We start from the raw sequence: 24,308 nt of genomic DNA on the forward strand, positions 1-24,308 counted from the left end.
AGGGACGTACTTGCAGCGTCCCCGCACTCCGACACCGCCCCGCCAACCCACGGAACGCCCGCTTTGGCTTTGGCTTTGGCTGTTGCCGTTGCATTGAGCAGGGTGCAGGGCTGCAAGCCCTGCAAAAAACACCCTCACTTCACCCAGCCGTCGATCTCGCCGTGGGCGAACGGCCCCAGCTTTGCCTTCACCAGCCGCCCCTGCGCATCGAACAGCACGCTGTAGGGCAGCAGGCCCTGGGTATTGCCCAGCTGCACGCTGGCATCGCGCGGCCCCGGGGTCTCGATCACGATCGGGTAGTCCACCGGCACCCGCAGCAGGAAAGCGCGCACGTCGTCCGGGGCATCCAGCGCAATGCCCAGCACCTGCACACCGTTGTCGCCCTGGGCTTCGGCGAAGCGGGCCAGTTCGGGCATCTCTTCCACGCAGGGCGCACACCAGCTGGCCCAGACATTGATCAGCAGCGGCCGGCCGGCGAAGCGGGCGCGCAGGTCCAGCAGCTGTTCCGCCAGGTCCGGCAGGATCAGCGCCGGCAAGGGATCACCCACCTGCAGGGTAGGCTTCACGGCCGTCGCTGTGGAAGCCGTCGTTGCCGCGGCCGGTGCAGACGGGCCGGGTGAGAATCGATGCCCGGCCCACAGGCCGAGGCCGGCGGCCAGCACCGCTGTCCACAGCAGCGCTGGCCGTTGCCACTTCATCGTGCGGTGCGCAGCAGCGCTTCCTCGACCACCGCCTGGGTCAACAGGGTCGGCAGCACGGTCGGCGGCGCACCCGGGCCGTACACCACGTACAGCGGCACGCCCACGGCCTTGTGCTCTTCAAGGAACGTGGTGATCTGCGGGTCGACGTTGGTGTAGTCACCGCGCATGTACACCGCGTTGGTGCGCTTGAGCAGTTCCTTGAACTCCGGCCGCGACAGCACGGCACGTTCATTGGCCTTGCAGCTCACGCACCAGTCGGCAGTCATGTTGACGAACACCACGCGGTTGTCCGCACGCAGGCGGTCCAGCAACTGCGGCGAATACTCCACCACGTTGTCGCTGGCGGCCTGTGCGGCGCGTGCCGGCGCTGCCAGCTGGGTCACGCCCCAGGCAGGAACCAGCGCGCCGATCGCCAGCAGCACGCCGAGCAGGGTCACCGCACGCGAGCCGGTCCAGCGATTGCGCTCGAACAGCCACAGGCCGAAGGCGAACAGCAGCAGGCCACCCAGCACCAGTGCCATGCCGTCCACGCCGCGCTGTTTGCCCAGCACCCACAGCAGCCACAGCGCGGTGGCATACATCGGGAAGGCCAGCACGTGCTTGAGCGTTTCCATCCACGGGCCGGGCTTGGGCAGGCGGCGTGCCAGCGCCGGCACGAAGCCGATCAGCAGGAACGGCAGCGCCAGGCCCAGGCCGAGGAACAGGAATACGGTCATCGCCTTCAGCGGCGGGGCAATGAAGGCATAGGCGATCGCCCCGCCCATGAACGGGCCGACGCAGGCGCTGCCGACCAGGCAGGCCAGCGCACCGGTGAAGAAATCGCCGGCCGGGCCGCTGCGGCTGGCCAGCGACTGGCCGAGGTTGCCGATGCCGCCGCCCAGGGTGAACACGCCGGACAGGCTCAGGCCCACCGCGAACATGATGTAGGCCAGCGCCGCCACCACGCCCGGGTGCTGCAGCTGGAAGCCGATGCCGACGGCGTTGCCGATCGCGCGCAGGCCCACCATCAGCGCGCCGATCACCGCGAACGCGACCAGCACGCCCAGCGTGTACCAGAGGGCATGGCTGCGTGCCCGCTCAGGGCTTTCGCCACTCTGCGCCAGGCTCAGCACCTTCAGCGACAGGATCGGCAGCACGCAGGGCATCAGGTTCAGCACCAGGCCACCGGCCAGCGCCAGCAGCAGCACCCAGACGAACGAACGGTCCGGGTTCGGGGTTGTCGCCGGTGGGCGCGTGCGCAGTGCGTTGCCATCGCGCGCGTCGGCGGCGAACTCATTGCGCGCGCCCTCACTGCCGCTGGCGGCGGGAGTGGCAATGCCGTCGTTGGGGACGGTCGGCAGCAGGCGCAACGGTGCGCCGTTGGCGGATTCACGTGGCACGCCGGCGGCGGGCAGCGGGCTGATCACCTCGTTGCGCGCTGGCGCCTGGTCAATGCTGGCGGACAGCTTGCCAGCGGGAATCGACAGCTTCACCCGGCGGGTCATCGGCGGGTAGCAGATGCCGTCGGTCTGGCAGCCCTGGAAGGTCACCACCAGGGTGCTGTCGACGGCATCAGTGACAGTGCGGCGCAGCGGCAGCGGCACTTCCACCTGGTTGAAGTAGACCGAGACATCGCCGAAGTGCTCGTCGCGATGCGATTGCGCGGCTGGCCAGCGCGGCTTGCCGGCCAGCACGCCGGCGCTGCCTTCCAGCTTCAGCGAGGTGCGGTCGCGATACAGGTAATAGCCGGGCGCTGGGCTGAAGCGCAGCAGCAGGGTGTTGCCGTCACTGGCGATGGCATCGAAGCCGAACGCCTGTTCCGACGGCAGCGGCAGGGCCTGGCTGTTGTTGGCCGCGCCCGGCAGGCGCAGGCCACCGCTGTTGCCGGCACCGGCCAGCGGGTTGTTGAACGGGCTGGCCGCACCGGCACGCGCGGCAGGCACCGCCGCCGCCGCACCGGCGCCCGGCAGGGTGACCTGCACCACGCGCTTCTGCGGCGGGTAGCAGACACCGGCATCGGCGCAGCCCTGGTAACGCACTTCCAGGCTGATGGTGCCGGCCGCCTCGGACGGCGTGCCGGGCAGGGTGGCCTGCAGGCGCTCGCGATAGGTCTCGACTTCGCCGAAGAAATCGTCGTGGTGCTTGTCGCCCTTGGGCATCTGCAGCGCGCCGGCATTGAAGGCCGGGTCGGCCTTGACGCTGGTGCGGTGGCGATAAAGGTAATAGCCCGGTGCGATCTTGAACTGCAGTTGCACCTGGCCCCGTTCGGGGGCAATGGCGGTCAGCGCGAACGCCTGGTCCACCGGCAGCAGGTCCTTCTCATCCAGCGCGAAGGCCGGCAGCGAGAGCCACAACAGGGCGCACAAGGTGGCGCCGCGCGCAAACAGAGTCTTCAATCAGTGTCCTCCCGGGTCTGTGCCCGGATCCAGTCCAGATACGCCGGCAGGCCGGCCCGGGTTTCGACCGCGATGCACTCCGGGAGTTCATACGGATGCAGTGCGACGATCCGGGCAATTGCGTCATCGACGCGGCTCGCGGTGGTTTTCACCAGCAGCTGCAGTTCGGCGTCGGTGGTCACCTCGCCCTGCCAGCGGTAGGTCGACTGCGCGCCATCGAGGCGGGTCACGCATGCCGCCAGGCGCTCGCCGACCAGCGCGTGCGCGATGCGCTCGGCACTGGCCCGGTCCGGGCAGGTGGTCAACAGCAGCAGGACGGGATCGACGGTCGACATGACCGCCGAGTATAGGGCCGCCGCCGGGTCAGGGCCCGGCGGCGGCCGTGGACCGCTGCGTTGCGCGGTCAGTTGGCCAGCTGGCAGGTGGCCGGCTTGGCCGAGGTGAACAGGGCCGGGGTTGCCCACTCGGGGTGGTCGATGAACGGGTTGCGGTTGCCCTGGAAGCTGTAGATCACGTCATTGCGCGCACGCTCGGCATCATCCGGCGGATCGGACAGGTGCCAGTCGATCAGCGTGGACAGCAGGCCCATGTAGGCCGGCGAACTGCTGGTCTTGACGATTTTGCTGCGGTCGTCGGTCAGCTCCAGGTCCGGCTCGGACTGGCCGGTGGCCGCATCCTTGCCGCCCTCGTAACGGATCGCCATGTACATCACCGCACGCGCCATGTCGCCCTTGCGCTTGCCCCACACCTCGAAGGTGCCGGTGTTGCCGTCCGGCGTGCGCACCCAGTTGGAGTTGCCCGGATAGCCGCCGCTGCCGCCGCCCTGGCCGTTGTTGGCCTCGGTGGCGCGCTCGCCGCAGTTGGCGTCGCACTTGCCGAACGGCTTGTTGCCACGGTCGGCGTTCCACTGCGCGTCGGTCAGGTACAGCATGTGGGTGTCGGTATACGGCGCGTACGGCAGGCCCTTGTCACCGGTGGTGGTGGCAAAGCCCAGCGAGTTCGGCCAGGTGTGCTCGCGGTTGTACTTCAGGCCACTGCCACTGCCGGCGCGATCGGTCACCTTGGCGTAGCTGTGGTTGCGATATGCATCGAGGATCCTGCCGGAATTGTTCGGATCCTCGTCGGCGATTTCCAGAATGGTCCAGGTACTGGTGCCCGAGCCGCTGTAAGGGTAGGCGGTGTGACCCTTGATGGTGGCATGCAGCGAGCAGCGCAGCTGGCTGGGGCTGCTGGTGTTGACCTTGGAGTAGTAGCCGGCCGGCACGCCCGGGTTGCCCGGGTCCGGATTGCCGCCGGTGCTGGCCACGGTGAAGGCGATGCGGCTGTCGGCGGCCGGGTGCGCGCCCTGCAGGTCGGTGATGCGCGCGGCGCGGATGTCGAAGCGGCAGGCCTCACCGGCCACCAGCGCAGTGTTGGTGGACAGCTTCACGCTGCGGCCGCTGGCCGGGAAGGTCAACGGCACGCTGCCGGAGGTGCCGCAGCTCAGGGCGAAGGCGCCACTGGCCAGGTTCACCGTCTCGCTGAACACCACTTCCAGGTCGGCGGCGGCCGGGAAGGTGCTGCTGCCCTGCGCCGGGGTGGTGGTGGAGACCGACGGCGGTGTGTTCGGGCCCGGCGTGCCGCCGCCACTGAACGTCTGGCCGTTGTTGCAGCTGCCGAAGGTCTGCCTGGCCGACTCGGCCCAGGTGAAGTGGGTGTACTGGCTGCCGCTGCCGGTCAGCTGCAGCGAGGTGCCCGGGGCCGTGCTGTTGGTCTCGGCCACCGGGATGTTCTGGCTGGTCATGCCGGCGGCAGGGCCACCGGAGGCGGTGATGGCGCCCTCGTAGCTGAGGAACTGGACCACCTTGCCGCTGGCATCGACCAGGGCGATGCCGTCGTTGGGGCCGTTCTGGATGCCGTTGGTCGGGTAGTTGACCACGGCGATGGTCGCGCTGCCGCAGCCGGCGGCGGTGCCGGCCGGGACCGGGTTGTTGACGTAGACCGCGGCCGCCGAAGGATTGCTGCCGTTGTAGAGGTAGAGGCGGTAGCCGGACAGGTCCTCGCCCGCGGTGGCGACCACCTCGATGGCTTCGCCGACGTCACCGGCGGCGGTGCTGTCGTCGTAGTGCAGTTCGTTGATGAAAACCTCGGCCTGGGCCGGCGCGGCGGCCAGTGCCAGCAGGCAGGCGGCGGCAAGCGGGGACAGCAATCGCATCGACTACTCCTTGTGATTGGGAATGCCTGACCGAGCCTAAGGCCGATCCAGTGACACTTTGTCGTAAATGAACGTCAGATATCTGACAGTGCGACGCTTGTCACCGAAATTGTCGAGGACCGACGCCTTGGCCGAGGCGCGCGGGCGGAAAAATTTTTTCATTCCGCCCTTGAAAGGGGGCGGCGGGGCTCCATCTCTGCCCTGCTCCCGACGTTGTCGGGTTTCTTCACGTGCGGTTCTGGCACTCGCCTGGGGTGAGTGCTAACATCGCCGGACTTTTTTAGACCAATCAATCACTTAAGAGGTCTCCTATGAGCATCAAGCCGCTGCACGACCGCGTTGTGGTCAAGCCGATCGAAGCCGACGAAATCTCCGCCGGTGGCATCGTCATCCCCGACTCGGCCAAGGAAAAGTCCACCAAGGGTGAGGTCGTGGCCGTCGGCCCGGGCAAGCCGCTGGACAACGGCAACGTGCGCGCGCCGTCGCTGAAGGTCGGCGACAAGGTCATCTACGGCCAGTACGCCGGCAGCTCGTACAAGAGCGAAGGCGTCGAATACAAGGTCCTGCGCGAAGACGACGTGCTCGCCGTCATCGGCTGAGCCCCGGCGCGACCTGTTTCAACCTGATCCCAAACTCCCAGCCGCCGGGCATCGTCCGGCGCTACCAATGAGGTAAATGCAATGGCTGCCAAGGATATTCGTTTCGGTGAAGACGCCCGTTCGCGCATGGTGCGCGGCGTCAACGTTCTCGCCAATGCCGTCAAGGCCACCCTGGGCCCGAAGGGCCGCAACGTCGTGCTGGAAAAGAGCTTCGGCGCGCCGACCATCACCAAGGACGGCGTCTCCGTCGCCAAGGAGATCGAACTGGCTGACAAGTTCGAGAACATGGGCGCGCAGATGGTGAAGGAAGTTGCTTCGCGCACCAACGACGATGCCGGCGACGGCACCACCACCGCCACCGTGCTGGCCCAGGCCCTGATCCGCGAAGGCGCCAAGGCCGTTGCCGCCGGCATGAACCCGATGGACCTCAAGCGCGGTATCGACAAGGCCGTCTCGGCCGCCGTCGCCGAGCTGAAGAACATCTCCAAGCCGACCGCCGACGACAAGGCGATCGCCCAGGTCGGTACCATCTCGGCCAACTCGGACGAATCGATCGGCCAGATCATCGCTGACGCGATGAAGGAAGTCGGCAAGGAAGGCGTCATCACCGTTGAAGAAGGCTCGGGCCTGGACAACGAGCTGGACGTGGTCAAGGGCATGCAGTTCGACCGCGGCTACCTGTCGCCGTACTTCATCAACAACCAGCAGTCGCAGACCGCTGACCTGGATGACCCGTTCATCCTGCTGCACGACAAGAAGATCTCCAACGTCCGTGACCTGCTGCCGGTGCTGGAAGGCGTCGCCAAGGCCGGCAAGCCGCTGCTGATCGTGGCCGAGGAAGTTGAAGGCGAAGCGCTGGCCACCCTGGTGGTCAACACCATCCGTGGCATCGTCAAGGTCGTGGCCGTCAAGGCCCCGGGCTTCGGCGACCGTCGCAAGGCGATGCTGGAAGACATGGCCGTGCTGACCGGCGGCACCGTGATCTCCGAAGAAGTCGGCCTGTCGCTGGAGAAGGCCACCATCAAGGACCTGGGCCGCGCCAAGAAGGTGCAGGTCTCCAAGGAGAACACCACCATCATCGACGGCGTCGGCGACAAGGCCAACGTTGATGCACGCGTGGCGCAGATCAAGACCCAGATCCAGGACACCTCCTCGGATTACGACCGCGAGAAGCTGCAGGAACGCGTGGCCAAGCTGGCCGGCGGTGTTGCCGTGATCAAGGTCGGCGCCTCGACCGAAATCGAAATGAAGGAAAAGAAGGATCGCGTCGACGACGCCCTGCACGCCACCCGTGCGGCCGTTGAAGAAGGCGTGGTTCCGGGCGGCGGCGTTGCCCTGGTCCGCGCGATCACCGCGCTGGCCGGCCTGAAGGGCGCCAACGAAGACCAGAACCACGGCATCCAGATCGCCCTGCGTGCGATGGAAGCCCCGCTGCGCGAGATCGTGGCCAACGCCGGCGACGAGCCGTCGGTCATCATCAACAAGGTCAAGGAAGGCACCGGCAGCTTCGGTTACAACGCCGCCACCGGCGAGTTCGGCGACATGCTGCAGTTCGGCATCCTGGACCCGACCAAGGTGACCCGTTCGGCGCTGCAGAACGCCGCTTCGATCGCTGGCCTGATGATCACCACCGAAGCCATGGTTGCCGAAGCTCCGAAGAAGGACGAGCCGGCCATGGGTGGCGCCGGTGGCATGGGCGGCATGGGTGGCATGGGCGGCATGGACTTCTAAGTCCACGTCCCCGGCGGTCGTTGCCGACCCTGGTCGGCACGCCCTCCCGATGCAAGGAAGAACCCCGCCGCAAGGCGGGGTTTTTCGTTGCCCGGTTGCCGCCGCAGCAGCGCATCGCTACGCTCGGTGGCCATGCCTACCTCGTTCATCGTCGTCGACGACTTCCTTTCTCCTGCCGATGCGCAGGGGCTGCGCCAGGCGGCGCTGGGCCTGACCTATCCGGTGCAGGAGGGCGCATTCCCCGGCCGCAATTCGCAGCAGCGGCTGGAACTGGACGGGCTGTCCGGCGCGGTCTCGCGGCTGGTCAACGAACCGCTGCGGCCGGTCAACCCACTGCAGTCGCACGGCAAGTTCCGCCTTACCCTGGCCGGTGACACCGGCCGCGCCAAGGTGCACGCCGATCACTCGCACTGGTCGGGCATCCTCTACCTGAGTGCACCGGAGCACTGCGAGGGCGGCACCGAGTTCTTCCGCCACCGCCGTACCGGCACCGAGCGCATGGCCCTGGATGCAGCGGAGCTGGCCGCATTGGGCTATGCCAACGGCGGCGACATGCATCGTGACATCATCGAGCGCGACAGCAACGACGACAGCCAGTGGGAAATGACCATGCGCATCCCGATGCGTTTCAACCGGCTGGTGCTGCTGCGGCCCTGGTTCTGGCATACCGCCGGGCCAGCGTTCGGCGACCGCCCGGAGAATGGCCGGCTGGTGTACCTGATGTTCTTCGAGCAGGCGCGCTGAGCGGAGCAGGTATCCACGCGTGAGGTGGATCCACACGCCATGCATGGTTGCTCCCATCCCTCCGCACTCCCCGCCCAGGGATCATCGCGCCTTCATTCGACGAAGGCCTTCGCCGCGCCGTACTCCCACTGCCATGGCACGCCGGTATCACCCAGCACGAACGCCACCAGTGCCGGGAAGGTGGCCTCGGCCCGTACATCGTTGCCCAGGATCACCACGCAGCGTTTGTGCCGCTCGATGCACACCAGAGTGTTGCCGACCGCATCGTCGTGGCCGCCCTTGTAGAAGCCTGCACCCTGGGGGCCACGGAAGGTCACCACGCCCAGGCCCGCGGCCAGATCCCGGTGCTGGTGCGCAACGGGCAGCTCCGGCTGCAGCGTTGGGAACTGGCTGGCGGTGGTGATCGGCAGCTGCGGCCGCACCAGTTCCCTGCGCATTGCCGCAGACAGCCCATCGCCGCGCACATAACCGGCGGCGAAGTGGGCCATGTCGGTGATGGTGGTATCCATCGATCCTGCCGCCCGCACACGGCTGCGTTGATCGTGCGGCTCTGTATTGCCTTCGACGGTCCAGCCATCGGCCAGGTTGCCGGCGAAATCCGCGCGCCACGACATGCTGGTGCGCGTCATGCCGAAGCGATCGAACACGCGCTGCTGCATCAACGCACCCACATCCTCGCCCATTCGCCCACGTTCGATCACGAACTGCAGCAGGATCAGGCCCTCGCCGGAATAGCCGTAGCGGCTGCCGGGCTCGAAGTGGAACTTCAACCGGCCATCCGGTTCGAGAAAGCCGAAGTTGGCAAAGCCGCTGGCGTGATTCAGCAGCTTTCGCGGCGTGAGCCGGCGCCAGCGTGCATCACTCGCCAGCACGCTGTAGTCGGCGTACTTTTTCGGTTCGGGCGGGTAGTCTGGCAGCGGCACGTCCAGAGCTGTGGCGATGCTGGCATCCAGATCGATCACCCCGTCCTGCGCCAGCTGTGCGACCAGGTGGCCGAAGGCCATCTTGGTGAGCGATGCGGCATACATCACGGTGTCGGTGCGCAGCGGCTCGCCTGCGGCGTTGCGTTCACCGTAGGCGGCCACATGCACCACCTTGCCGTCATCGATCACCGCCAGCGCCATCCCGCGCGCATGGGCCGCCTGCATCAGCCGCTGTGCTTCGGCATCGATGCGAGTGGGCGAGGGCACGGGTGGCGGCGCGGCCAGTACCGCCAGCGGGAGCAGCGTCAGCAACATCAGGGTGGCACGGCACATGCGTGGAACTCCTGGTGGGGCGCACGGTGATGCTACGCCGGGCTGCCGCTGGCGTCATCGCCAGTTGTCAGCCGGCCTGCGGCCGGCGCAGGCAGATCCGTGCTGCGCCGGCACCGATGTCCACCTGGCCGCCGCGCATTGCATCGGCACCGAGGATCAGCGCCGGCCGGCCCTCCAGGCCGATCGCCTTGAACACCGGCAGTTCGCTGATGCGGACCTCCATCGACGGGTGCTGCCAGCCGCCGCCGGTCATGCCGGGCAGGGTGTACAGCCAGGTTGCCTGCTTGCCGCCGCCCAGGCCTTCGGTGCCCTTTTCACGCACCCGCACCCGCGCGTCGCTGCCGTCGGTGCGCAGCCCCAGTGCGCGGGCGGCTTCGGCGTTGAGGACGGTCTGTGCGGCACCGGTGTCGACCACGGCGATGGCGTCCACCGCGGGCGCGCCCAGTGCAAGCGTGATGAAGCCGAACTGGCGCAGGCCGCCAGTGCGGCCGGGCAGCGCATTGGGCTGGCAACCCGGTCCTTCCAGGTTCAATCCGCCGGGTGTCCACAGCGCCAGTTGATTGCGGCCGAAGTCCCAACGGGTGTCCCAGCGCCCGGTCAGATCGTTGCCGATCAAGCCGTCGATGGCTGGATCATCATCCTTCGGCAACGATGACAGATCCACGTTCATGGCTTGGGCCTGCAGCTGCCAGCTGCCCAGCTGCCAGGACGTGCTGCGCATGCGCTGCAACCGCGCCGAAGCTGCACTCGCCCCTTGCGCCTGTGATACCTCTGCATCCGCATCCTCCAGGCCATAGCGCCGCACGACGCGGGCATCGACCAGCGTTGCCCCCGCGGCACTGTCGACCACGAAGCGCAGCGGTTCGGCGCGCCCGTCCAGCGAGACGGCCACCGCCGGATGACCGCCCTGCATCCACATCGGCAGGATGTGCGCGGCGGCGTTGGAGGCGAGCGCAGGCAAGGGAGCGGCGAACAGGGGCAACAGGAAGAGGCGCAAGGGAAGACTCCGCAGTGATCGTGGGTGACCATTGGCGCACGGCGGCGTATCGCCGGAATATCGGCGTTGATACCGTCCTGATACACAGGTGCTGGATACTGTCCGAATGAGTACTCCCATCCGTGTCATCGTCGTCGACGACGATGCCAGCATCCGCGACGCCATCGCCGACCACCTGCTGCTGCACGGCTACCAGGTACGCCTGGCGGCGGATGCGGCGGCACTGGACGTGCTGCTGCAGGCCGAACGACCGGACCTGATCATCCTCGACTGGATGATGCCCGGTGAGGATGGGCTGTCGGTCTGCCGCAGGCTGCAGGCGAGGGCGATCCCGATCCTGATGCTGTCGGCGATGGGGGCTGCACCGGACCGCGTGATCGGCCTGGAGATGGGCGCGGACGACTACCTGGCCAAACCCTTTGATCCGCGTGAACTGCTGGCGCGGGTACGCGCACTGCTGCGCCGTCAGGACAAGCTGCGCACGCAGGTGGCCAGCGAGCTGCGGTTTGATGGCTGGCGATTGCTGCCCGACCAGCGTCGCCTGTTCGCACCGGACGGTGCCGAGCTGGTGCTGAGTCGTGGTGAGTTTTCCCTGTTGCTGGCGCTGGCCGAACGTCCCGGGCGGGTGCTGGGGCGTGAGCAGCTGCTGCAGTTGAGTCGCGGAGAAGCCAGTGACAGCGTGGACCGTGCCATCGACCTCGCGATCAGCCGCCTGCGCCGCAAGCTCGGGCAGGCCGCGTCCGGGGCAGAAGCCCTCGTGCAGACACTGCGCGGGGAAGGGTATCGCTTCGACGCCGAGGTACAGGTGCTGTGAGCAGCCGGTGGTCGACCACACGCTGGATCGCGATGCTGGCGCTGGCCAGCCTGCTGCTGGCAACCCTGGTCAGCGTTGCCGTGGTGGGTTGGATGCCCCGGCCCGCGCCGCCACCGATGCGGCTGGACCATGCGATGCAGGTACTGCGTGGGGAACAGGCGCCGGCGTCACTGGGATTGCGCAGGGCGACGCAGGACGCGCCCCCCCAAGGTAGCGCCAGCGACTGGCTCGCGCAGCTGGCGGCCGCGCAGATGGGCATGCCGGCCGAGGATGTACGCCTGGCATGGACGGGGCAGGGCAGGGCGCCCGATGTGCAGGTCATCGAGGGTGGCGCGGTACTGGACGCCTCCGGTCGTGCTGGCGTGCTGAAATCACAGGCCGCGCTGCTGACCGCGATGCAGTGGCCGCCGTTTGAACTGGGGATGCGCCAGGCCGACGGCCGCTGGCGGGTGGTCGGCAGCGACCATAGTGACCTGGCGGCCTGGCGCCGCCAGGTGATGCTCGCCCTGTTGGGCGGTGCGATCCTGCTGGCGCCGTTGGCGGCGTGGGCGTCGATCCGGTTGGGGCGCCCGCTGCGGCGCCTGGCCGAAGCGAGCGCACGCGTCGACCTGCAGGCCGAGTCGCCATTGCCCGACGATGGCCCACGCGAAGTGCAGATGCTGGCCGCCGCGATCAGCACCGGTCGCGAACGCCTGCGGGTCCAGGCACAGGACATGACCCATATGCTGGCGGCAGTGGCGCATGACCTGCGCACGCCCCTGACCGGCCTGCGCCTGCGCGCCGAGTTCGCTCCCGCACCACAGGCCGCCCGGATGGTGGCGGACATCGAACGCATGGACGCGATGATCGAGCAGGTGCTGGACTATGCACGCGGCGAGCTGCAGCCCTTGCAGATGCGCTCGCTGGATCTGGCTGCCCTGCTGCAGGAATGCCTGCAAGGGGCGCTGCTGCGCGGGGTCGACATTTCGCTTCAGTGCCCGGATACGCTGCCGTGGCATGGCGATGCGCTGCTGCTCCGGCGCGCGGTCGACAATCTCATCGACAACGCCGAGCGTTACGCGGGCGCCGTGGAGCTGCATGTCGCCGTGTGGGGACATGGGGTGCAGCTGGATGTGATGGATCGCGGGCCGGGTATCGCCGAAGCTGATCGTGTCCGCCTGCTGCAACCGTTCCAGCGCAGCGAAAGCTCGCGCAGTCGCGCTACCGGTGGGACCGGGCTGGGACTGGCCATGGCCGCCAACGTGGCCAGGCGTCACTCAGGCGAACTGCAGCTGCTGCACCGCGAGGGCGGCGGGCTGATCGCGCGCCTGCTGCTGGGAAAGCTCCCCTGATATCGGCTGTGGTTTACAGATGGCGGCTATCCGGTGATATGATTAGTCGCCTAACCATATTGTGTTCGTGAGATGATCGAAGCCAAGCATCAGGCCCTGCTGGAGGAATCGCAGCGACGCGGCCACGCCAACATCGCGCAACTGCGCCTGTGCTTCCAGCTGCTCTCGTTGTCCTCGTCGATCGATCGCGACTGCGCCGCGCGGCTGGCACCGCATGGGCTCAGCGAGGGCCGCTTCATCGTGCTGTTCCTGCTGCACGGGGCCGGTGGCACGCTGCCGCCGCACCTGCTGGCCGAGCGTGCCGGCGTGACCCGTGCCACCATCAGCGGCCTGCTCGATGGCCTGCAGCGTGAAGGCCTGCTGCAGCGTCGCAGCGATGACGGGGATGGCCGCCGTCTGCAGATCGTATTGACCGCACCGGGAAAGCGCTTGGCCGAGTCGTTGTTCGAGCAGCACACGCAATGGATCAGCGGCCTGTTCGACGGCCTGGATGCGGGTGAACAGCAGCAGCTGTCGCAGCTGCTGCACAAGGTCTGGCAGCACACGGACGGTGGGCGGGAATCGGCAGCATGAGCACGCCCGTTCCTGCGCAAAGGCTGCATGCACTCAACAGTGGCAGCGCTGCTGCAACCCATCTGGCCGAATGCCTGGCCGTGGATTTCACCGCGCTGCTGCAGGTGGTGGCGCCTGCCCTTGAGCCGGAATCGCTGCAATGCATGCGCGACGCCTCAGGCAAGGGCATCACCCAGCGCATGGCGCTGGCGGCGCGGTTGCTGCACGAAGCCGGACAGGGGGAGCCTGCGCGCTGGCAGGCGCATGCGTCAGACACGGTGCGTGGCTGGGCCTGCTACCTGATCGGCGGCGAAGCCGACGCGACGCTGCCGGCCAAGCTGCAGGCGATGCGGCCACTGGCTGACGACCCGCACTTCGGCGTGCGCGAATGGGCGTGGCTGGCGCTGCGTGCCGACATTGTTGCCGCACCACTGCAGGCGCTGGAGTACCTGCAACCATGGACGCATGAAGGATCGCCGTACCTGCGCCGCTTCGCCTGCGAAGCGCTGCGCCCGCGCGGCGTGTGGGCCACACATGTCGCGCTGTTCAAGCGGCAGCCGGAACTTGCAGAGGCGATGCTGGAAGCACTCGCCGACGACCCGGAGCGCTATGTGCAGGACTCGGTCGGCAACTGGCTCAATGATGCCGGCAAGACACAGCCGCAGTGGCTGCGTGCGCTGTGCGCGCGCTGGCAACAGCAGCACCCTGGTGATGCCAATGCCTACATCCGCAAACGCGCCATGCGCTCGCTCCGGTAGTGCCGGCCGCTGGCCGGCAACCCCCCAAACCTTCAAGGAAGAAGCAGCATGTCGCACACCTTCATCGAGCTCTACACCGCCACCCCCGCCTGGACCACGCTCCAGCCCGAGCAGCGGAATGCCTTCTTCGCCCGTATCGGTGCAGGCATGCAGCAGTTCGATCCAGTCCGCATCACGCTGCTGGCGATGGGCCGCATTGCCAGGGGCGTACAGCACGGCAGCGATGAGCAGTTCTATGCGGTCTGGCGCTGTGCAAGCCGCGCGGACGCCGATGCGCTGGTGGCCGGCATTGCCGCCACCGGTTGGCATCAGTACTTCGCCACCATCAACGCCGTCGGCGCAGACGATGGGATGGGGCAGCACCTTGCCGACCTGGCCGCCTTGTAGCAGCGTCTCCGGACGCGCATGGCACATGCGTCTGTCACCCGGACGCGGTAAACAGGACATTGCCCATGTCCATCCGCAGGGAAGTTGATCATGCAGAGCACGCTCCAGGTCACGCTGTTCGGCCCGCTTGGCGACAGCCCGGCATTGCAGTTGCCGGGGCGGGAAGGGCCGTCGGTGGCCATCCCGGAGGCGGCCCTGCGGCGGTTGGTCTCCGACCTCTACACCGCCCGTTCCCTGCTCAATCCCGAGCAGCTGGACGAGGCCAGGCAGGAGCTGGACCGCGTGCTGGAGCGCTGGGCCGACATCCACGAAGGCCTGCTGCTGGACGTGGAAGTGCATGGCAAATGAGCAGCTTTGCGTGGCTGCTGCCGCGTAGGCAGCGCTGGCGCGCGCCTCGCTGAACCGCACCCGCGGTTGCGGATGAAACATTTTGCACTGCGCAAAAGCTGTGCTATCAATACACCCCATGAACGCAGCCGCCACCCGCTTTTACTGGTATTACTTTCCGAAGCCACTGGCGGAGGAAGGACTGCGCTCACCCTGAAGAAAGCTTCAGACGCATTCCCGAAAGCCGCCAGCGAACCTGGCGGCTTTTTTCATGCCGCCACGCTGGGGACCCCCAACGTTCCGGAGATCTCCTGCAATGCCCCCGCACACCGACGACCTGCGCATCCGCACCATCGAACCGCTGACACCGCCTGCTCAGCTGCTGGCGATGCTGCCCTGTGACGATGAAGCCTCCGACACCGTCAGCGCCTCGCGCGCGGCCCTGCACCAGATCCTGCACGGCCGTGACGACCGCCTGGCAGTGGTGGTGGGCCCGTGCTCGATCCACGACCCGAAGGCCGCCATCGAATACGCCCAGCGCCTGAAGCCGCTGCGCGACGCGCTGGCCGGCGAACTGGAAATCGTCATGCGTGTGTACTTCGAGAAGCCGCGCACCACGGTGGGCTGGAAGGGCCTGATCAACGACCCGGACCTGGACGGCAGCTTCCGGATCGACAAGGGCCTGCGCATTGCCCGCGGCCTGCTGCGCGACATCAACAAGCTCGGCCTGCCGGCCGGTGTCGAATTCCTCGATGTGATCTCGCCGCAGTACATCGCCGACCTGGTGGCGTGGGGCGCGATCGGCGCGCGTACCACCGAAAGCCAGGTGCATCGTGAGCTGGCCTCGGGGCTGTCGTGCCCGGTCGGCTTCAAGAACGGCACCGATGGCAACGTGAAGATCGCCGCTGACGCGGTGGGTGCGGCGTCCAATCCGCATCACTTCCTGTCGGTCACCAAGCAGGGCGGCACCGCCATCGTGTCGACCACCGGCAATCCGGATTGCCATGTGATCCTGCGTGGCGGCAAGCAGCCGAACTACGACGCCGGCAGCGTCGCCGACGCCTGCCAGGTGCTGGCCAAGGCCAAGCTGCCGACGCGCCTGATGATCGACGCCAGCCACGCCAACAGCCTGAAAAACCCCGAGAACCAGCCGAAGGTGATCGAGGACATCGCTGTTCAGCTGGAAGACGGCGAACAGCGCATCGTTGGCGTGATGATCGAGAGCCATCTGGTCGGTGGCCGCCAGGAACTGGTGGAAGGCCAGCCGCTGGTCTACGGGCAGAGCATCACCGATGGCTGCATCGACTGGGACACCACCGTGACGGTGCTGGAGCGTCTGGCTGCGGCCGTGCGCGCCCGTCGCGACGTGAAGGTGTCCGAAGCAGCCTGATCGAAGCCGCCTGAGTGCGGCACGTGTGTGGATGGCGGCCAGCGCCTGCGGGGGTGCGGCCGCGATCAGGGCCGGTCGGAGTTGGAGGCCGGCCCATCTGCACCGGCGATGCGCCTGGCGCTGCGCATGAGCGACAGCGCCAGGTACATCGCCGGGGTGGTGATACCGCTTCCTGTAGCGTCGAGCCATGCCCGACCTGCGCGCGAAGCGCGTTGGTTTCCTGCAAAGAGCAGTCGAGCATGGCTCGACTTTACGAAGAGGCTCAATGCACTTCGTCGTGGTAGACGAACTTCGGCATTTCCCAGCGGTAGTGGATCGCCAGCAGGCGCAATGCGAAGCCGCCGCCAAGGCAGCACAGGATTGCGGTGGCATCGGCCACGCCCCAGTGCAGCAGCAACAGATAGGCCGCGCCGGTCAGCAGCGCGATGATCGCGTACAGCTCCTTCTGGAAGATGAGTGGCACCTCGTTGCAGAGGATGTCGCGCAGCACCCCGCCGAACGCGCCGGTCAGCATGCCGGCGATCAGCACGATCGGCATCGCATGGCCGGCTTCGCGCGCGATCGAGCAGCCGATCAGGGTGAAGGCGATCAGGCCCAGCCCGTCGAGCACGAGGAAGGTGCGGCGGAAGTGATGCATCCAGCGCGCCACCCAGGTGGCGATCAGCGCCGCGCATACGGTGAAGCCCAGGTACTCGGGGTGCTTCACCCAGCCCAGCGGGTAGTGGCCGAGCAGGATGTCGCGCAGTGAACCACCCCCGAGGGCGGTGACGCAGGCGATCATGACCACGCCGAACAGGTCCATGCGGCGGCGGCCGGCGGACAGTGCGCCGGTCATGGCTTCGGCGGAAATGGCGATCAGGTAGATGATGGACAGCAGCATGGGACAGGCTCCGGGCGCGGTGGGGCCGGCCATGCGCGACCACCGCCACTGCCTGCGCAATGACGGGATGACGATGACCGGTGCCGCTCCCGCTGTCCTTTTGCCTGAGAGTTCAGCGGCATGGGCCGCGTGCCCCTTCGGCGGATCGTCCCGGGCATGCCCGGTGACCTCTCTCCAGCTCGGCGAGTCGAATGCATGGTTGGTGGGATTCCAGCCCACCGGCCTGAGCGATCATGGGAGCCTGCGCCTTCGGCGGGCGCCAGCGCGGCGCCTCTCTCCTGCATTCGGTCGCCAGTATATCCGCTGCAGTGCAGCACGGCATAATCCAGGCATGGCCCCATCCCTCCGCCCGTGGTTCCTGTACCTGCTCGAATGCCGCGATGGCAGCTATTACGCCGGCATCAGCACCGATGTGGAGGCGCGTTTCGCCGCCCACCAGGCCGGCAAGGGCGCGCGCTACACCCGGGCCCGGCCGCCGCTGCGCGTGCTGGCCGTGCGCGAATACCCGGACCGGGCCGCCGCCTCGCGGGCCGAGTGGCAACTCAAGCAGCAGCCCCGCGAACGCAAGCTGGCCTGGCTGCAGGCAACGGATCCTGCGCTTCTGTAGAGCCGAGCCCACGCCCGGCTGTTGTTCCGTCTGCCCGATGCGGGAGCCGAGCATGGGCTCGGCTCTACAGTAGATCCACGTCATGCGTGGATGGGCCATTCGGCCCATGCGATGATCGCCCCGCGCCCAGAGCCGGAGACCCGGATGTCCACGATTGCCCTGCTGTTCGCGCTTTCCGCAGCAACGAGCCCTGCCGCCGACGCCGCCACGATCGCGGCCATCGAAGCCACCTGCCACGACTACGTCGATGGCCAGCTGGAGGCCGATCCGCAGCGCGTCGCCCGTTCGCTGCACCCGGACCTGGCCAAGCGCGCTGTGCTCGGTGATACGCCAGACGAGCGCCTGGGCCTGCGCCGGATGTCGAAGGAGGAGCTGGTCTCGCTGACGAAACAGGGCGCGCTGAAGACCCCGAAGGATCAATGGGATCGCCGCTGCACGGTGCTGGACGTGACCGGCAACGCGGCCTCGGTGCGGCTGGAAACCCCGTGGTTCGTCGACTACTTCCACATGGGGCGTTTCGACCAGCGCTGGGTCATCGTCAACGCACTGTGGTACCCGAAACCGAAGGCGCACTGAGCGATGCGTGCCGCCGGCAACGCATGGATCTCCGTCGTCGTGCTGGTCGCCGGCATCGCGCTGCTGCCTGGCCTGCTGTATCTGCTCGGGCTGGCATTGGTGGACGGTCGGCCGAAGCCGGCCGACCGCGCGCCCAGTGGCGTGGCTGCGTGCAGTGGTGAGCCACGGGCGGGATACCAGCCGATGAACCCCTGGCGCTTCACCGCCCAGTTCTTCGACAAGGACGGGATGAAGAACAAGGTGCCTGAAGTGGAGCGGGAGGCCTTCTGGATTGCCCGGCGCCACCTGTGGCGGCAACCCCAGCGCGGCATGCTGCGCTGGCATCTCAGCAGCACCGCGTTGGCGATCTGGATCACCCGGCATTGGAGTACCGCGCAGATTGCCGACACCGCGAGGAAGGAGGACTTCTGCCGGAAGTAATCCACGTCATGCGTGGATGCGGTAGCCGGCGTCGGGTCCCTTTCCGGCGGAAAGGGCTCTGACCCCAGGAAAGGCCCCGGGAAGCCCTAGCGCTTCGGCCGCCGGTCGTCCTGGTCATCACCGAAGATGATGCGCGCGCTGCGCTGGTAGCTCCAGTACGCGACCGCCCAGTTCAGCAGCACCACGATGCGGTTGCGGAAGCCGATCAGGAAGAACACGTGCGCGGCCAGCCAGAACCACCAGGCCAGCACGCCGGAGAGCTGCAGCCGGCCCAGGTGCACGATCGCGGCCATGCGGCCAATGGTGGCCAGGTTGCCGTAGTCGGCGTACTTGAACGGACCGGGCTCGGGCTTGCCGTGCAGGCGTGCACGGACCACCTCGGCCACGTACTTGCCCATCTGCTTGGCCGCGGGCGCCACGCCGGGAACCGGCTTGCCGTCGGCCTGGCTCAGTGCGGCAAGGTCGCCGGCCACGAACAGCTCCGGGTGATCAGGCAGGGTCAGGTCCGGCTGCACCTGCACGCGGCCGGCGCGGTCCAGCGGCACGTCCAGCGTGCGCGCCAGTGGTGAAGCGGCCACGCCGGCGGCCCAGACCACGGTGCGGGCCGGCACGAACTGCTCACCGAGCTTGAAGCCCTGGCTGTCGATGTCGCTCACCGGGGTACCGGTCAGCACTTCCACGCCCAGCTTTTCCAGCTGGCGGCGCGCCTTCAGCGAAAGCACTTCCGGGAACGAGGACAGCACGCGCGGCCCAGCCTCGACCAGCCGCACCTTGGCGCTGGCCGGATCGATGTGGCGGAATTCGTTGCGCAGCGTGTGGCGCGCGATCTCGGCCAGCGTGCCGGCCAGTTCGACGCCGGTGGGACCACCACCGACGATGGCGAAACTCAGCCACGCCGCCTTCTTCGCCGGGTCCGGTTCGGCCTCGGCGCGTTCGAACGCCAGCAGCAGCTTGCGGCGCAGTGCAATGGCATCGTCCAGCGTTTTCAGGCCAGGGGCATCATCGGCCCACTGGTCGTTGCCGAAGTAGGCGTGGGTAGCGCCGGTGGCCAGCAGCAGGCTGTCGTAGTCCAGCGTGCTGCCATCGGCCATGCCGATCTGCCGTGCCTGCTTGTCGATGGCGACCACTTCGCCGAGGCGGACTTCCACGTTGCGCTGGTGGCCGAGGATGTGGCGCAGCGGTGCGGCGATATCCGGCGCGGACAGGCCGGCGGTGGCCACCTGGTACAGCAGCGGCTGGAACAGGTGATGGTTGCGGCGGTCGACCAGGGTGATGCGTATGCGCTCGCGAGCCAGGGCACGGGTGGCCCAGAGACCGGCAAAACCGCCGCCGACAACGACCAGGTGGGGAACGCGCTCGCGACTCATCGACTCACTCCAGTGGGGGCATTGGGGGAAGCGCCTGGCATCTTCGCACGGCGGCCACCTGTCACGTCAGCGCCCGCGTGGATCGGCGATACTCGGGTTCAGGCAACCGCCCGCGAGGAATCCATGAGCGAACCGGAAAAGCGCATCGCCCTGTTGATCGACGCCGACAATGCGCCGGCCTCGAAGATCGACGAGGTCCTGGCCGAAGTCGCCCGCTATGGCGTGGCCAACGTGCGCCGTGCCTACGGCAACTGGAAGAGCCCGCGGTTGAAGGGCTGGGAAGCGGTGCTGCACGAGTATGCGATCCGCCCGATCCAGCAGTTCGCCTACAGCAAGGGCAAGAATGCGTCGGACATGGCGATGGTGATCGATGCCATGGACCTGCTGTACGCGCGCAACCTTGATGGCTTCGCCATCGTGTCGAGCGATGCCGATTTCACCCCGATGGTGATGCGCCTGCTGACCGACGGCGTGAAGGTGTATGGCTTCGGCGAAAAGAAGACGCCGGAACCGTTCGTCAACGCGTGCTCGAAGTTCACCTACCTGGAAGCGCTGGGCCAGACCCACGCCAGCGTGCCGGATGCCGAGCAGGCATCGAGCGAACAGGCATCGAACGAGCCCGTCGCCAATGATGATGCACGCCCGCGCAAGAGCGGGGCGGAGATGCGCAGCGACACCCGGCTGGTGAAGATGCTGCGCCGCGCGGTGTCCTCGGCCGAGGGCGAGGATGGCTGGTCGCACCTGGGGCCGGTCGGCAGCCAGATCGGCAACCAGGCCTCGTTCGATCCGCGCAACTATGGCTACGGCAAACTCAGCGATCTGCTGGCGGCGATCGGCCTGTTCGAGCTGAAGAAGGACGGCAAGTCGTCCTACGTGCGCGCGCTGCCAAAAAAGAACCGGTAGTGCCGGAAAAAGAACCGGTAGTGCCGGCCGCTGGCCGGCATGCTGTAGATGCCCGATCCCGCATCCGGCACGCACATCTCCACTCCAATCAGGCGTATCGTTGCCGCTCGCATTGCCAGCAAGGAAAACCCGCATGTTGAAGATCTGGGGCCGCCGCAATTCCAGCAACGTCCGCAAGGTGCTGTGGTGTGCCGAGGAGATCGGCCTGCCGTACGAATCCATCGAAGTCGGCGGCAGCCATGGCGGCACGCAGACGCCAGAGTACCAGGCGATGAATCCCAACGGCCTGGTGCCGGTGATCGAGGACCACGGCCTGCCGCTGTGGGAATCGAACACCATCGTGCGTTACCTGAGCGCGCGCTATGCGCTGGGCACGCTGTACGCCGAGGACCCGATGGAGCGCGCGCAGGCCGAGAAGTGGATGGACTGGAGCACCTCGCGGATGGCGCCGCTGTACAGCGACCTGGTCTGGGGCATCATGCGCACCGCGCCGGCCGACCGTGACGAAGCGCGCATCAGCGCGGCCATCGTCCGTGCCGGTGACTACCTGGCGATGGCCGATGCCACCCTGGCCACGCAGCCATGGCTGTCGGGCGGGACGTTCGCGATGGGCGACATTCCGCTCGGCTCGCTGGTGTACGCCTGGTATGAACTGCCGATCCAGCGCCCGGACATGCCGCACCTGGCCGAGTGGTATGCGCGCCTGCGTGAGCGACCGGCCTACCAGCGCGGCGTGATGTCGCCGCTGACGTGAGCGAAGGCGTCCGGGGTCAGAGCCCTTTTCTGCGAAAAGGGATCCGACCCCAGGGCATCGGGGTCGGATCCCACCCGACGGGTGGGCTCTGACCCCTCAATAAAGATCCGTTGGATCCACATCCAGCGACCAGCGCACCTTGCGTGCTTCCGGCAGCGCGTACAGCTGCGGAACCAGTTGCGAAAGCACGCCATGCAGAGGCGGCCGCTGCACCGCAGACAGCAGCAGCTGCGTGCGCTGGTAACCGGCCCGCCGTGGCATCGGCGCCGGCATCGGCCCGTAGGCCTCGACCACGTTCTGTTCGCCCAGCAGGTGCCGGGCCGCCAGCAGGAATGCATTGGCATGCTCCACCTGCTGCGCTTCGGCGCGCATCAGCGCCAGATGCGCGAAGGGCGGGAATCCGGCCGCCTGGCGCTGGTTCAACTCGGCTTGCGCGAACGGATGGTAGCCACCGCTCACCAGGGTTTCCAGCAGCGGGTGCCCGGGGTGATGGGTCTGCAGCCAGACCTCGCCCGGGTCGCGTGCACGTCCCGCGCGGCCGGCCACCTGGATCAGCTGCTGCGCCAGTTTTTCGCTGGCGCGGAAGTCGGCCGAGAACAGGCCCTCATCGATACCCACCACCACCACCAGGGTCAGCTTGGGCAGGTCGTGGCCCTTGGCCAGGATCTGTGTGCCGACCAGGATGCCGGGCTGGTCGCCCAGTTTCGCCAGCTGCTGTTCCAGCGCGTCGCGCCGTGAGGTGGTGCCGCGGTCGATGCGCACCACCGGGAAGTCGGCGAAGGCCGCAGTGAGATGTTCTTCCAGGCGTTCGGTACCGATGCCCTGCGGTTGCAGTGCCAGGCTGCCGCAGGCCGGACATGCCAGCGGCGCCGGTTGCCGCGCGCCGCAGTGGTGGCACTGCAGGCGACGACCGCCACCATGCACGGTCATCGGCGCATCGCAGCGCTGGCATGGCGCGGTCCAGCCGCAGTCGTGGCACAGCAGCACCGGTGCGTAGCCGCGGCGGTTCTTGAACACCAGCACCTGCTGGCCACGCTGCAGATGCTCCCCGATGCCGGCCAGCACATCGGCCGAGAGGCCGTCATGCAGCGGGCGCTTGCGTACATCGAGGATGCGCACGCGCGGTGGCCGCGCATCGCCGGCGCGCTGTTTCAGGCGCAGGTGGGTGTAACGCCCGGCGTAGGCGTTGTGCAGGGTTTCCAGCGAGGGCGTGGCACTGCCCAGCAACACCGGAACGCCCAGCGACTTGGCCCGGACCAGGGCGAAATCGCGCGCGTGGTAACGGATGCCGTCCTGCTGCTTGTAGCTGCCGTCGTGTTCCTCGTCGACGATCAGCAGGCCGGCCTGGGGCAGCGGCGTGAACACCGCTGAGCGGGTGCCGACGATGACGCGCGCTTCGCCGCGTGAGGCCGCTGCCCAGACGCGCGCGCGCTCGTTGTCGTTCAACCCCGAGTGCAGCGCATGCACGGCGATGCCGAGGCGGCCACGGAAGCGTGCCAGGGTCTGCGGGGTCAGGCCGATTTCCGGCACCAGCACCAGCGCCTGCCTGCCCTGCGCCAGGCAATGGATGATCGCCTGCAGGTAGACCTCGGTCTTGCCGCTGCCGGTCACGCCATCCAGCAGGAACGGCTGGAAGCCGTCGGCGGCATTGATCGCGGCCACCGCCTCGGCCTGGTCCGGGTTGAGCGTGGGACCGGGCAGTGGCTGCGCGTGTTGGGGGGCCACGCTCAGCGCAACCCGCTCGGCCAGCCCGCGCTTGGCCAGGCTGCGCGCGGCGGTGCGCCAGTCCTGCATGCGTTCGCCCAGCACGTCCTCATCCACGATGGCTTCGGCCAGCAGCTCGGCCAGTTGCCGTGGACGGCTGCCGGCGCGCAGCTTTTCACGCTGGGCGTGGCCTTCGGCTGTCAGCTGCCAGCCCCAATGGTGGGTGTCGGGCAGGGCCTCGCCATGGCGCAGCGGGCCGGGCAGGGCGGTGCTCAGCACCTCGCCCAGTGGCGCATGGGTGTAGCGCGCCAGCCATTGCAGGCTCTGCCACAGCTCCCCCTGCAGCAGCGGCTGCGGGTCGCACCAGGCCAGGGCCTGGCGCAGTCCCTGGCCGTCGTCGGTCTGGCCGTGCCCCACCACCACACCGACCAGCTCCCGGTTGCCGAACGGCACCTTCAGGCGGCAGCCGACCGCGAGCGCCGGGGCATCGCCCTCCGGCGACAGGTAGTCGAACAGGCGGGGCAGGGGGACAGGCAGGGCGACCTGCAGGGTCGGAATCGGTGAAAGCATCGGGCCAGTGTAACGGGCCATGCGCGCGCGAACGGCAGCAGCGGGAGCGGCGGGGCGGCGCCCGTTGAATCATAAATGTCACCTAAATATCGGTGTCCATTGGAGATTCAGTCTTATCCACATGTTCTGTGGATAACGTTGTGCGTTAACGGCCATCGGAAACGTAGAAGGCCGATGGCGACGGCCTCACGCTTGGGTTGGTCAAAAAATCGCCACACGACAAAAGGCAATAAGATCAATATCTTAAGTGTGAAACAATGCTGAAACAGAGTGAATTCAGCCCGAAGCCACAGTTTTCGCCGGAGGGGGCGTGGTGCTGTGCACAACCTGCAGCACGAAGCGCCTGTGGGCGCAAGTCCTACGGGCGTCGA

The 24,308-nt window shown here is 67.5% G+C and carries 24 protein-coding genes and 2 riboswitches; of the genes, 15 read left to right on the plus strand and 9 right to left on the minus strand.

From position 1 onward, the window contains the following. Window positions 1-134: 134 nt before the first annotated feature. The 4 genes from AC5JLE_RS02210 to AC5JLE_RS02225 form a co-directional block, all read right to left on the minus strand. A complete protein-coding gene (locus tag AC5JLE_RS02210) occupies window positions 135-698 on the minus strand; it encodes a TlpA family protein disulfide reductase (protein WP_053494578.1) in 564 nt (187 codons plus the stop codon). Continuing rightward, on the minus strand, window positions 695-3,076 hold the full coding sequence (locus tag AC5JLE_RS02215) for a protein-disulfide reductase DsbD domain-containing protein (protein WP_241884803.1): 2,382 nt from the start codon (window positions 3,074-3,076) through the stop codon (window positions 695-697). Before AC5JLE_RS02215 ends, AC5JLE_RS02210 begins: the two co-directional genes overlap by 4 nt. After that, window positions 3,073-3,411 (minus strand): divalent-cation tolerance protein CutA, encoded by a 339-nt coding sequence (gene cutA / locus AC5JLE_RS02220; RefSeq protein WP_014648595.1) that lies wholly within the window; start codon window positions 3,409-3,411, stop codon window positions 3,073-3,075. The genes AC5JLE_RS02215 and cutA overlap by 4 nt, the downstream gene beginning before the upstream one ends. 68 nt (window positions 3,412-3,479) lie before the next feature. Continuing rightward, window positions 3,480-5,270, minus strand: coding sequence for an endonuclease (locus AC5JLE_RS02225; RefSeq protein ID WP_241884802.1), 1,791 nt, complete (start codon window positions 5,268-5,270; stop codon window positions 3,480-3,482). A 311-nt stretch (window positions 5,271-5,581) separates the two neighbouring features. Between AC5JLE_RS02225 and AC5JLE_RS02230 the strand changes: the two genes are divergently transcribed. The 3 genes from AC5JLE_RS02230 (at window position 5,582) to AC5JLE_RS02240 (ending at window position 8,344) form a co-directional block, all read left to right on the plus strand. Continuing rightward, a complete protein-coding gene (locus AC5JLE_RS02230; RefSeq protein WP_005411227.1) occupies window positions 5,582-5,869 on the plus strand; it encodes a co-chaperone GroES in 288 nt (95 codons plus the stop codon). Between the two features lie 81 nt (window positions 5,870-5,950). Next, entirely contained in the window at window positions 5,951-7,600 is a 1,650-nt protein-coding gene (gene groL / locus AC5JLE_RS02235; protein WP_005411226.1) for a chaperonin GroEL, read from the plus strand. 132 nt (window positions 7,601-7,732) lie between these two features. Next, the gene (locus AC5JLE_RS02240; protein WP_032958237.1) at window positions 7,733-8,344 is read left to right on the plus strand and encodes a DUF6445 family protein; all 612 of its coding nucleotides are present in this window, start codon (window positions 7,733-7,735) and stop codon (window positions 8,342-8,344) included. A gap of 92 nt (window positions 8,345-8,436) precedes the next feature. On the opposite strand, the gene AC5JLE_RS02245 is transcribed toward AC5JLE_RS02240, so the two are convergent. Then, window positions 8,437-9,600, minus strand: a complete 1,164-nt coding sequence (locus AC5JLE_RS02245; RefSeq protein WP_241884801.1) for a serine hydrolase domain-containing protein — start codon at window positions 9,598-9,600, stop codon at window positions 8,437-8,439. 67 nt (window positions 9,601-9,667) lie between these two features. After that, window positions 9,668-10,597, minus strand: a complete 930-nt coding sequence (locus tag AC5JLE_RS02250; RefSeq protein ID WP_046432775.1) for a retropepsin-like aspartic protease — start codon at window positions 10,595-10,597, stop codon at window positions 9,668-9,670. Window positions 10,598-10,703: 106 nt separating this feature from the next. Here AC5JLE_RS02250 and AC5JLE_RS02255 point away from each other — a divergent pair, with 106 nt between their 5' ends. From AC5JLE_RS02255 to AC5JLE_RS02285, 7 genes are all read left to right on the plus strand, one after another. Then, window positions 10,704-11,411, plus strand: a complete 708-nt coding sequence (locus tag AC5JLE_RS02255; protein ID WP_014648590.1) for a response regulator transcription factor — start codon at window positions 10,704-10,706, stop codon at window positions 11,409-11,411. A gap of 32 nt (window positions 11,412-11,443) precedes the next feature. Further along, complete coding sequence (locus AC5JLE_RS02260) at window positions 11,444-12,742, plus strand: sensor histidine kinase (protein ID WP_241884812.1); 1,299 nt, start codon at window positions 11,444-11,446, stop codon at window positions 12,740-12,742. A 72-nt stretch (window positions 12,743-12,814) separates the two neighbouring features. Further along, entirely contained in the window at window positions 12,815-13,315 is a 501-nt protein-coding gene (locus AC5JLE_RS02265) for a MarR family winged helix-turn-helix transcriptional regulator (RefSeq protein ID WP_032958244.1), read from the plus strand. Beyond that, a complete protein-coding gene (locus AC5JLE_RS02270; RefSeq protein ID WP_241884800.1) occupies window positions 13,312-14,052 on the plus strand; it encodes a DNA alkylation repair protein in 741 nt (246 codons plus the stop codon). The genes AC5JLE_RS02265 and AC5JLE_RS02270 overlap by 4 nt, the downstream gene beginning before the upstream one ends. A gap of 48 nt (window positions 14,053-14,100) precedes the next feature. Further along, on the plus strand, window positions 14,101-14,439 hold the full coding sequence (locus AC5JLE_RS02275) for a DUF6616 family protein (protein WP_046432768.1): 339 nt from the start codon (window positions 14,101-14,103) through the stop codon (window positions 14,437-14,439). A 90-nt stretch (window positions 14,440-14,529) separates the two neighbouring features. Beyond that, window positions 14,530-14,787, plus strand: a complete 258-nt coding sequence (locus AC5JLE_RS02280) for a hypothetical protein (RefSeq protein WP_014038658.1) — start codon at window positions 14,530-14,532, stop codon at window positions 14,785-14,787. 295 nt (window positions 14,788-15,082) lie between these two features. After that, the gene (locus AC5JLE_RS02285) at window positions 15,083-16,156 is read left to right on the plus strand and encodes a 3-deoxy-7-phosphoheptulonate synthase (RefSeq protein WP_014038657.1); all 1,074 of its coding nucleotides are present in this window, start codon (window positions 15,083-15,085) and stop codon (window positions 16,154-16,156) included. A gap of 262 nt (window positions 16,157-16,418) precedes the next feature. Here the strand turns inward: AC5JLE_RS02285 and AC5JLE_RS02290 are convergent, their stop codons facing one another. Beyond that, entirely contained in the window at window positions 16,419-17,036 is a 618-nt protein-coding gene (locus AC5JLE_RS02290; RefSeq protein ID WP_005411215.1) for a trimeric intracellular cation channel family protein, read from the minus strand. Between the two features lie 82 nt (window positions 17,037-17,118). After that, window positions 17,119-17,224: riboswitch (glycine riboswitch) on the minus strand. A gap of 13 nt (window positions 17,225-17,237) precedes the next feature. Further along, window positions 17,238-17,327, minus strand: a riboswitch (glycine riboswitch). A gap of 40 nt (window positions 17,328-17,367) precedes the next feature. Here AC5JLE_RS02290 and AC5JLE_RS02295 point away from each other — a divergent pair. From AC5JLE_RS02295 to AC5JLE_RS02305, 3 genes are all read left to right on the plus strand, one after another. Then, a complete protein-coding gene (locus AC5JLE_RS02295) occupies window positions 17,368-17,643 on the plus strand; it encodes a GIY-YIG nuclease family protein (RefSeq protein WP_014648583.1) in 276 nt (91 codons plus the stop codon). Between the two features lie 144 nt (window positions 17,644-17,787). After that, the gene (locus AC5JLE_RS02300) at window positions 17,788-18,219 is read left to right on the plus strand and encodes a nuclear transport factor 2 family protein (RefSeq protein WP_049439281.1); all 432 of its coding nucleotides are present in this window, start codon (window positions 17,788-17,790) and stop codon (window positions 18,217-18,219) included. Window positions 18,220-18,222: 3 nt separating this feature from the next. Next, window positions 18,223-18,639 (plus strand): hypothetical protein, encoded by a 417-nt coding sequence (locus AC5JLE_RS02305; RefSeq protein WP_050483511.1) that lies wholly within the window; start codon window positions 18,223-18,225, stop codon window positions 18,637-18,639. An 86-nt stretch (window positions 18,640-18,725) separates the two neighbouring features. Here the strand turns inward: AC5JLE_RS02305 and AC5JLE_RS02310 are convergent, their stop codons facing one another. Further along, window positions 18,726-20,006, minus strand: a complete 1,281-nt coding sequence (locus AC5JLE_RS02310; protein ID WP_049408665.1) for an NAD(P)/FAD-dependent oxidoreductase — start codon at window positions 20,004-20,006, stop codon at window positions 18,726-18,728. 123 nt (window positions 20,007-20,129) lie between these two features. Between AC5JLE_RS02310 and AC5JLE_RS02315 the strand changes: the two genes are divergently transcribed. Then, on the plus strand, window positions 20,130-20,909 hold the full coding sequence (locus AC5JLE_RS02315) for an NYN domain-containing protein (protein ID WP_014648580.1): 780 nt from the start codon (window positions 20,130-20,132) through the stop codon (window positions 20,907-20,909). A gap of 133 nt (window positions 20,910-21,042) precedes the next feature. After that, window positions 21,043-21,663 carry a glutathione S-transferase family protein gene (locus AC5JLE_RS02320; protein WP_049408663.1) on the plus strand — a complete coding sequence of 207 codons (621 nt, stop codon included), beginning with the start codon at window positions 21,043-21,045 and terminating at the stop codon, window positions 21,661-21,663. A 96-nt stretch (window positions 21,664-21,759) separates the two neighbouring features. Here AC5JLE_RS02320 and AC5JLE_RS02325 read toward each other — a convergent pair whose 3' ends face one another. Next, window positions 21,760-23,937 (minus strand): primosomal protein N', encoded by a 2,178-nt coding sequence (locus tag AC5JLE_RS02325; protein WP_496065006.1) that lies wholly within the window; start codon window positions 23,935-23,937, stop codon window positions 21,760-21,762. Window positions 23,938-24,308 lie beyond the last annotated feature (371 nt).

Source organism: Stenotrophomonas sp. (assembly GCF_059505245.1).

Coding starts and splice junctions, on each gene's coding strand:
- AC5JLE_RS02210 (WP_053494578.1), bottom strand. CDS start 698: ATGAAGTGGCAACGGCCAGCGCTGCTGTGGACAGCGGTGCTGGCCGCC.
- cutA (WP_014648595.1), bottom strand. CDS start 3,411: ATGTCGACCGTCGATCCCGTCCTGCTGCTGTTGACCACCTGCCCGGAC.
- AC5JLE_RS02225 (WP_241884802.1), bottom strand. CDS start 5,270: ATGCGATTGCTGTCCCCGCTTGCCGCCGCCTGCCTGCTGGCACTGGCC.
- AC5JLE_RS02230 (WP_005411227.1), top strand. CDS start 5,582: ATGAGCATCAAGCCGCTGCACGACCGCGTTGTGGTCAAGCCGATCGAA.
- groL (WP_005411226.1), top strand. CDS start 5,951: ATGGCTGCCAAGGATATTCGTTTCGGTGAAGACGCCCGTTCGCGCATG.
- AC5JLE_RS02240 (WP_032958237.1), top strand. CDS start 7,733: ATGCCTACCTCGTTCATCGTCGTCGACGACTTCCTTTCTCCTGCCGAT.
- AC5JLE_RS02245 (WP_241884801.1), bottom strand. CDS start 9,600: ATGTGCCGTGCCACCCTGATGTTGCTGACGCTGCTCCCGCTGGCGGTA.
- AC5JLE_RS02255 (WP_014648590.1), top strand. CDS start 10,704: ATGAGTACTCCCATCCGTGTCATCGTCGTCGACGACGATGCCAGCATC.
- AC5JLE_RS02260 (WP_241884812.1), top strand. CDS start 11,444: ATGCTGGCGCTGGCCAGCCTGCTGCTGGCAACCCTGGTCAGCGTTGCC.
- AC5JLE_RS02265 (WP_032958244.1), top strand. CDS start 12,815: ATGATCGAAGCCAAGCATCAGGCCCTGCTGGAGGAATCGCAGCGACGC.
- AC5JLE_RS02270 (WP_241884800.1), top strand. CDS start 13,312: ATGAGCACGCCCGTTCCTGCGCAAAGGCTGCATGCACTCAACAGTGGC.
- AC5JLE_RS02275 (WP_046432768.1), top strand. CDS start 14,101: ATGTCGCACACCTTCATCGAGCTCTACACCGCCACCCCCGCCTGGACC.
- AC5JLE_RS02280 (WP_014038658.1), top strand. CDS start 14,530: ATGCAGAGCACGCTCCAGGTCACGCTGTTCGGCCCGCTTGGCGACAGC.
- AC5JLE_RS02285 (WP_014038657.1), top strand. CDS start 15,083: ATGCCCCCGCACACCGACGACCTGCGCATCCGCACCATCGAACCGCTG.
- AC5JLE_RS02290 (WP_005411215.1), bottom strand. CDS start 17,036: ATGCTGCTGTCCATCATCTACCTGATCGCCATTTCCGCCGAAGCCATG.
- AC5JLE_RS02295 (WP_014648583.1), top strand. CDS start 17,368: ATGGCCCCATCCCTCCGCCCGTGGTTCCTGTACCTGCTCGAATGCCGC.
- AC5JLE_RS02300 (WP_049439281.1), top strand. CDS start 17,788: ATGTCCACGATTGCCCTGCTGTTCGCGCTTTCCGCAGCAACGAGCCCT.
- AC5JLE_RS02305 (WP_050483511.1), top strand. CDS start 18,223: ATGCGTGCCGCCGGCAACGCATGGATCTCCGTCGTCGTGCTGGTCGCC.
- AC5JLE_RS02310 (WP_049408665.1), bottom strand. CDS start 20,006: ATGAGTCGCGAGCGCGTTCCCCACCTGGTCGTTGTCGGCGGCGGTTTT.
- AC5JLE_RS02315 (WP_014648580.1), top strand. CDS start 20,130: ATGAGCGAACCGGAAAAGCGCATCGCCCTGTTGATCGACGCCGACAAT.
- AC5JLE_RS02320 (WP_049408663.1), top strand. CDS start 21,043: ATGTTGAAGATCTGGGGCCGCCGCAATTCCAGCAACGTCCGCAAGGTG.
- AC5JLE_RS02325 (WP_496065006.1), bottom strand. CDS start 23,937: ATGCTTTCACCGATTCCGACCCTGCAGGTCGCCCTGCCTGTCCCCCTG.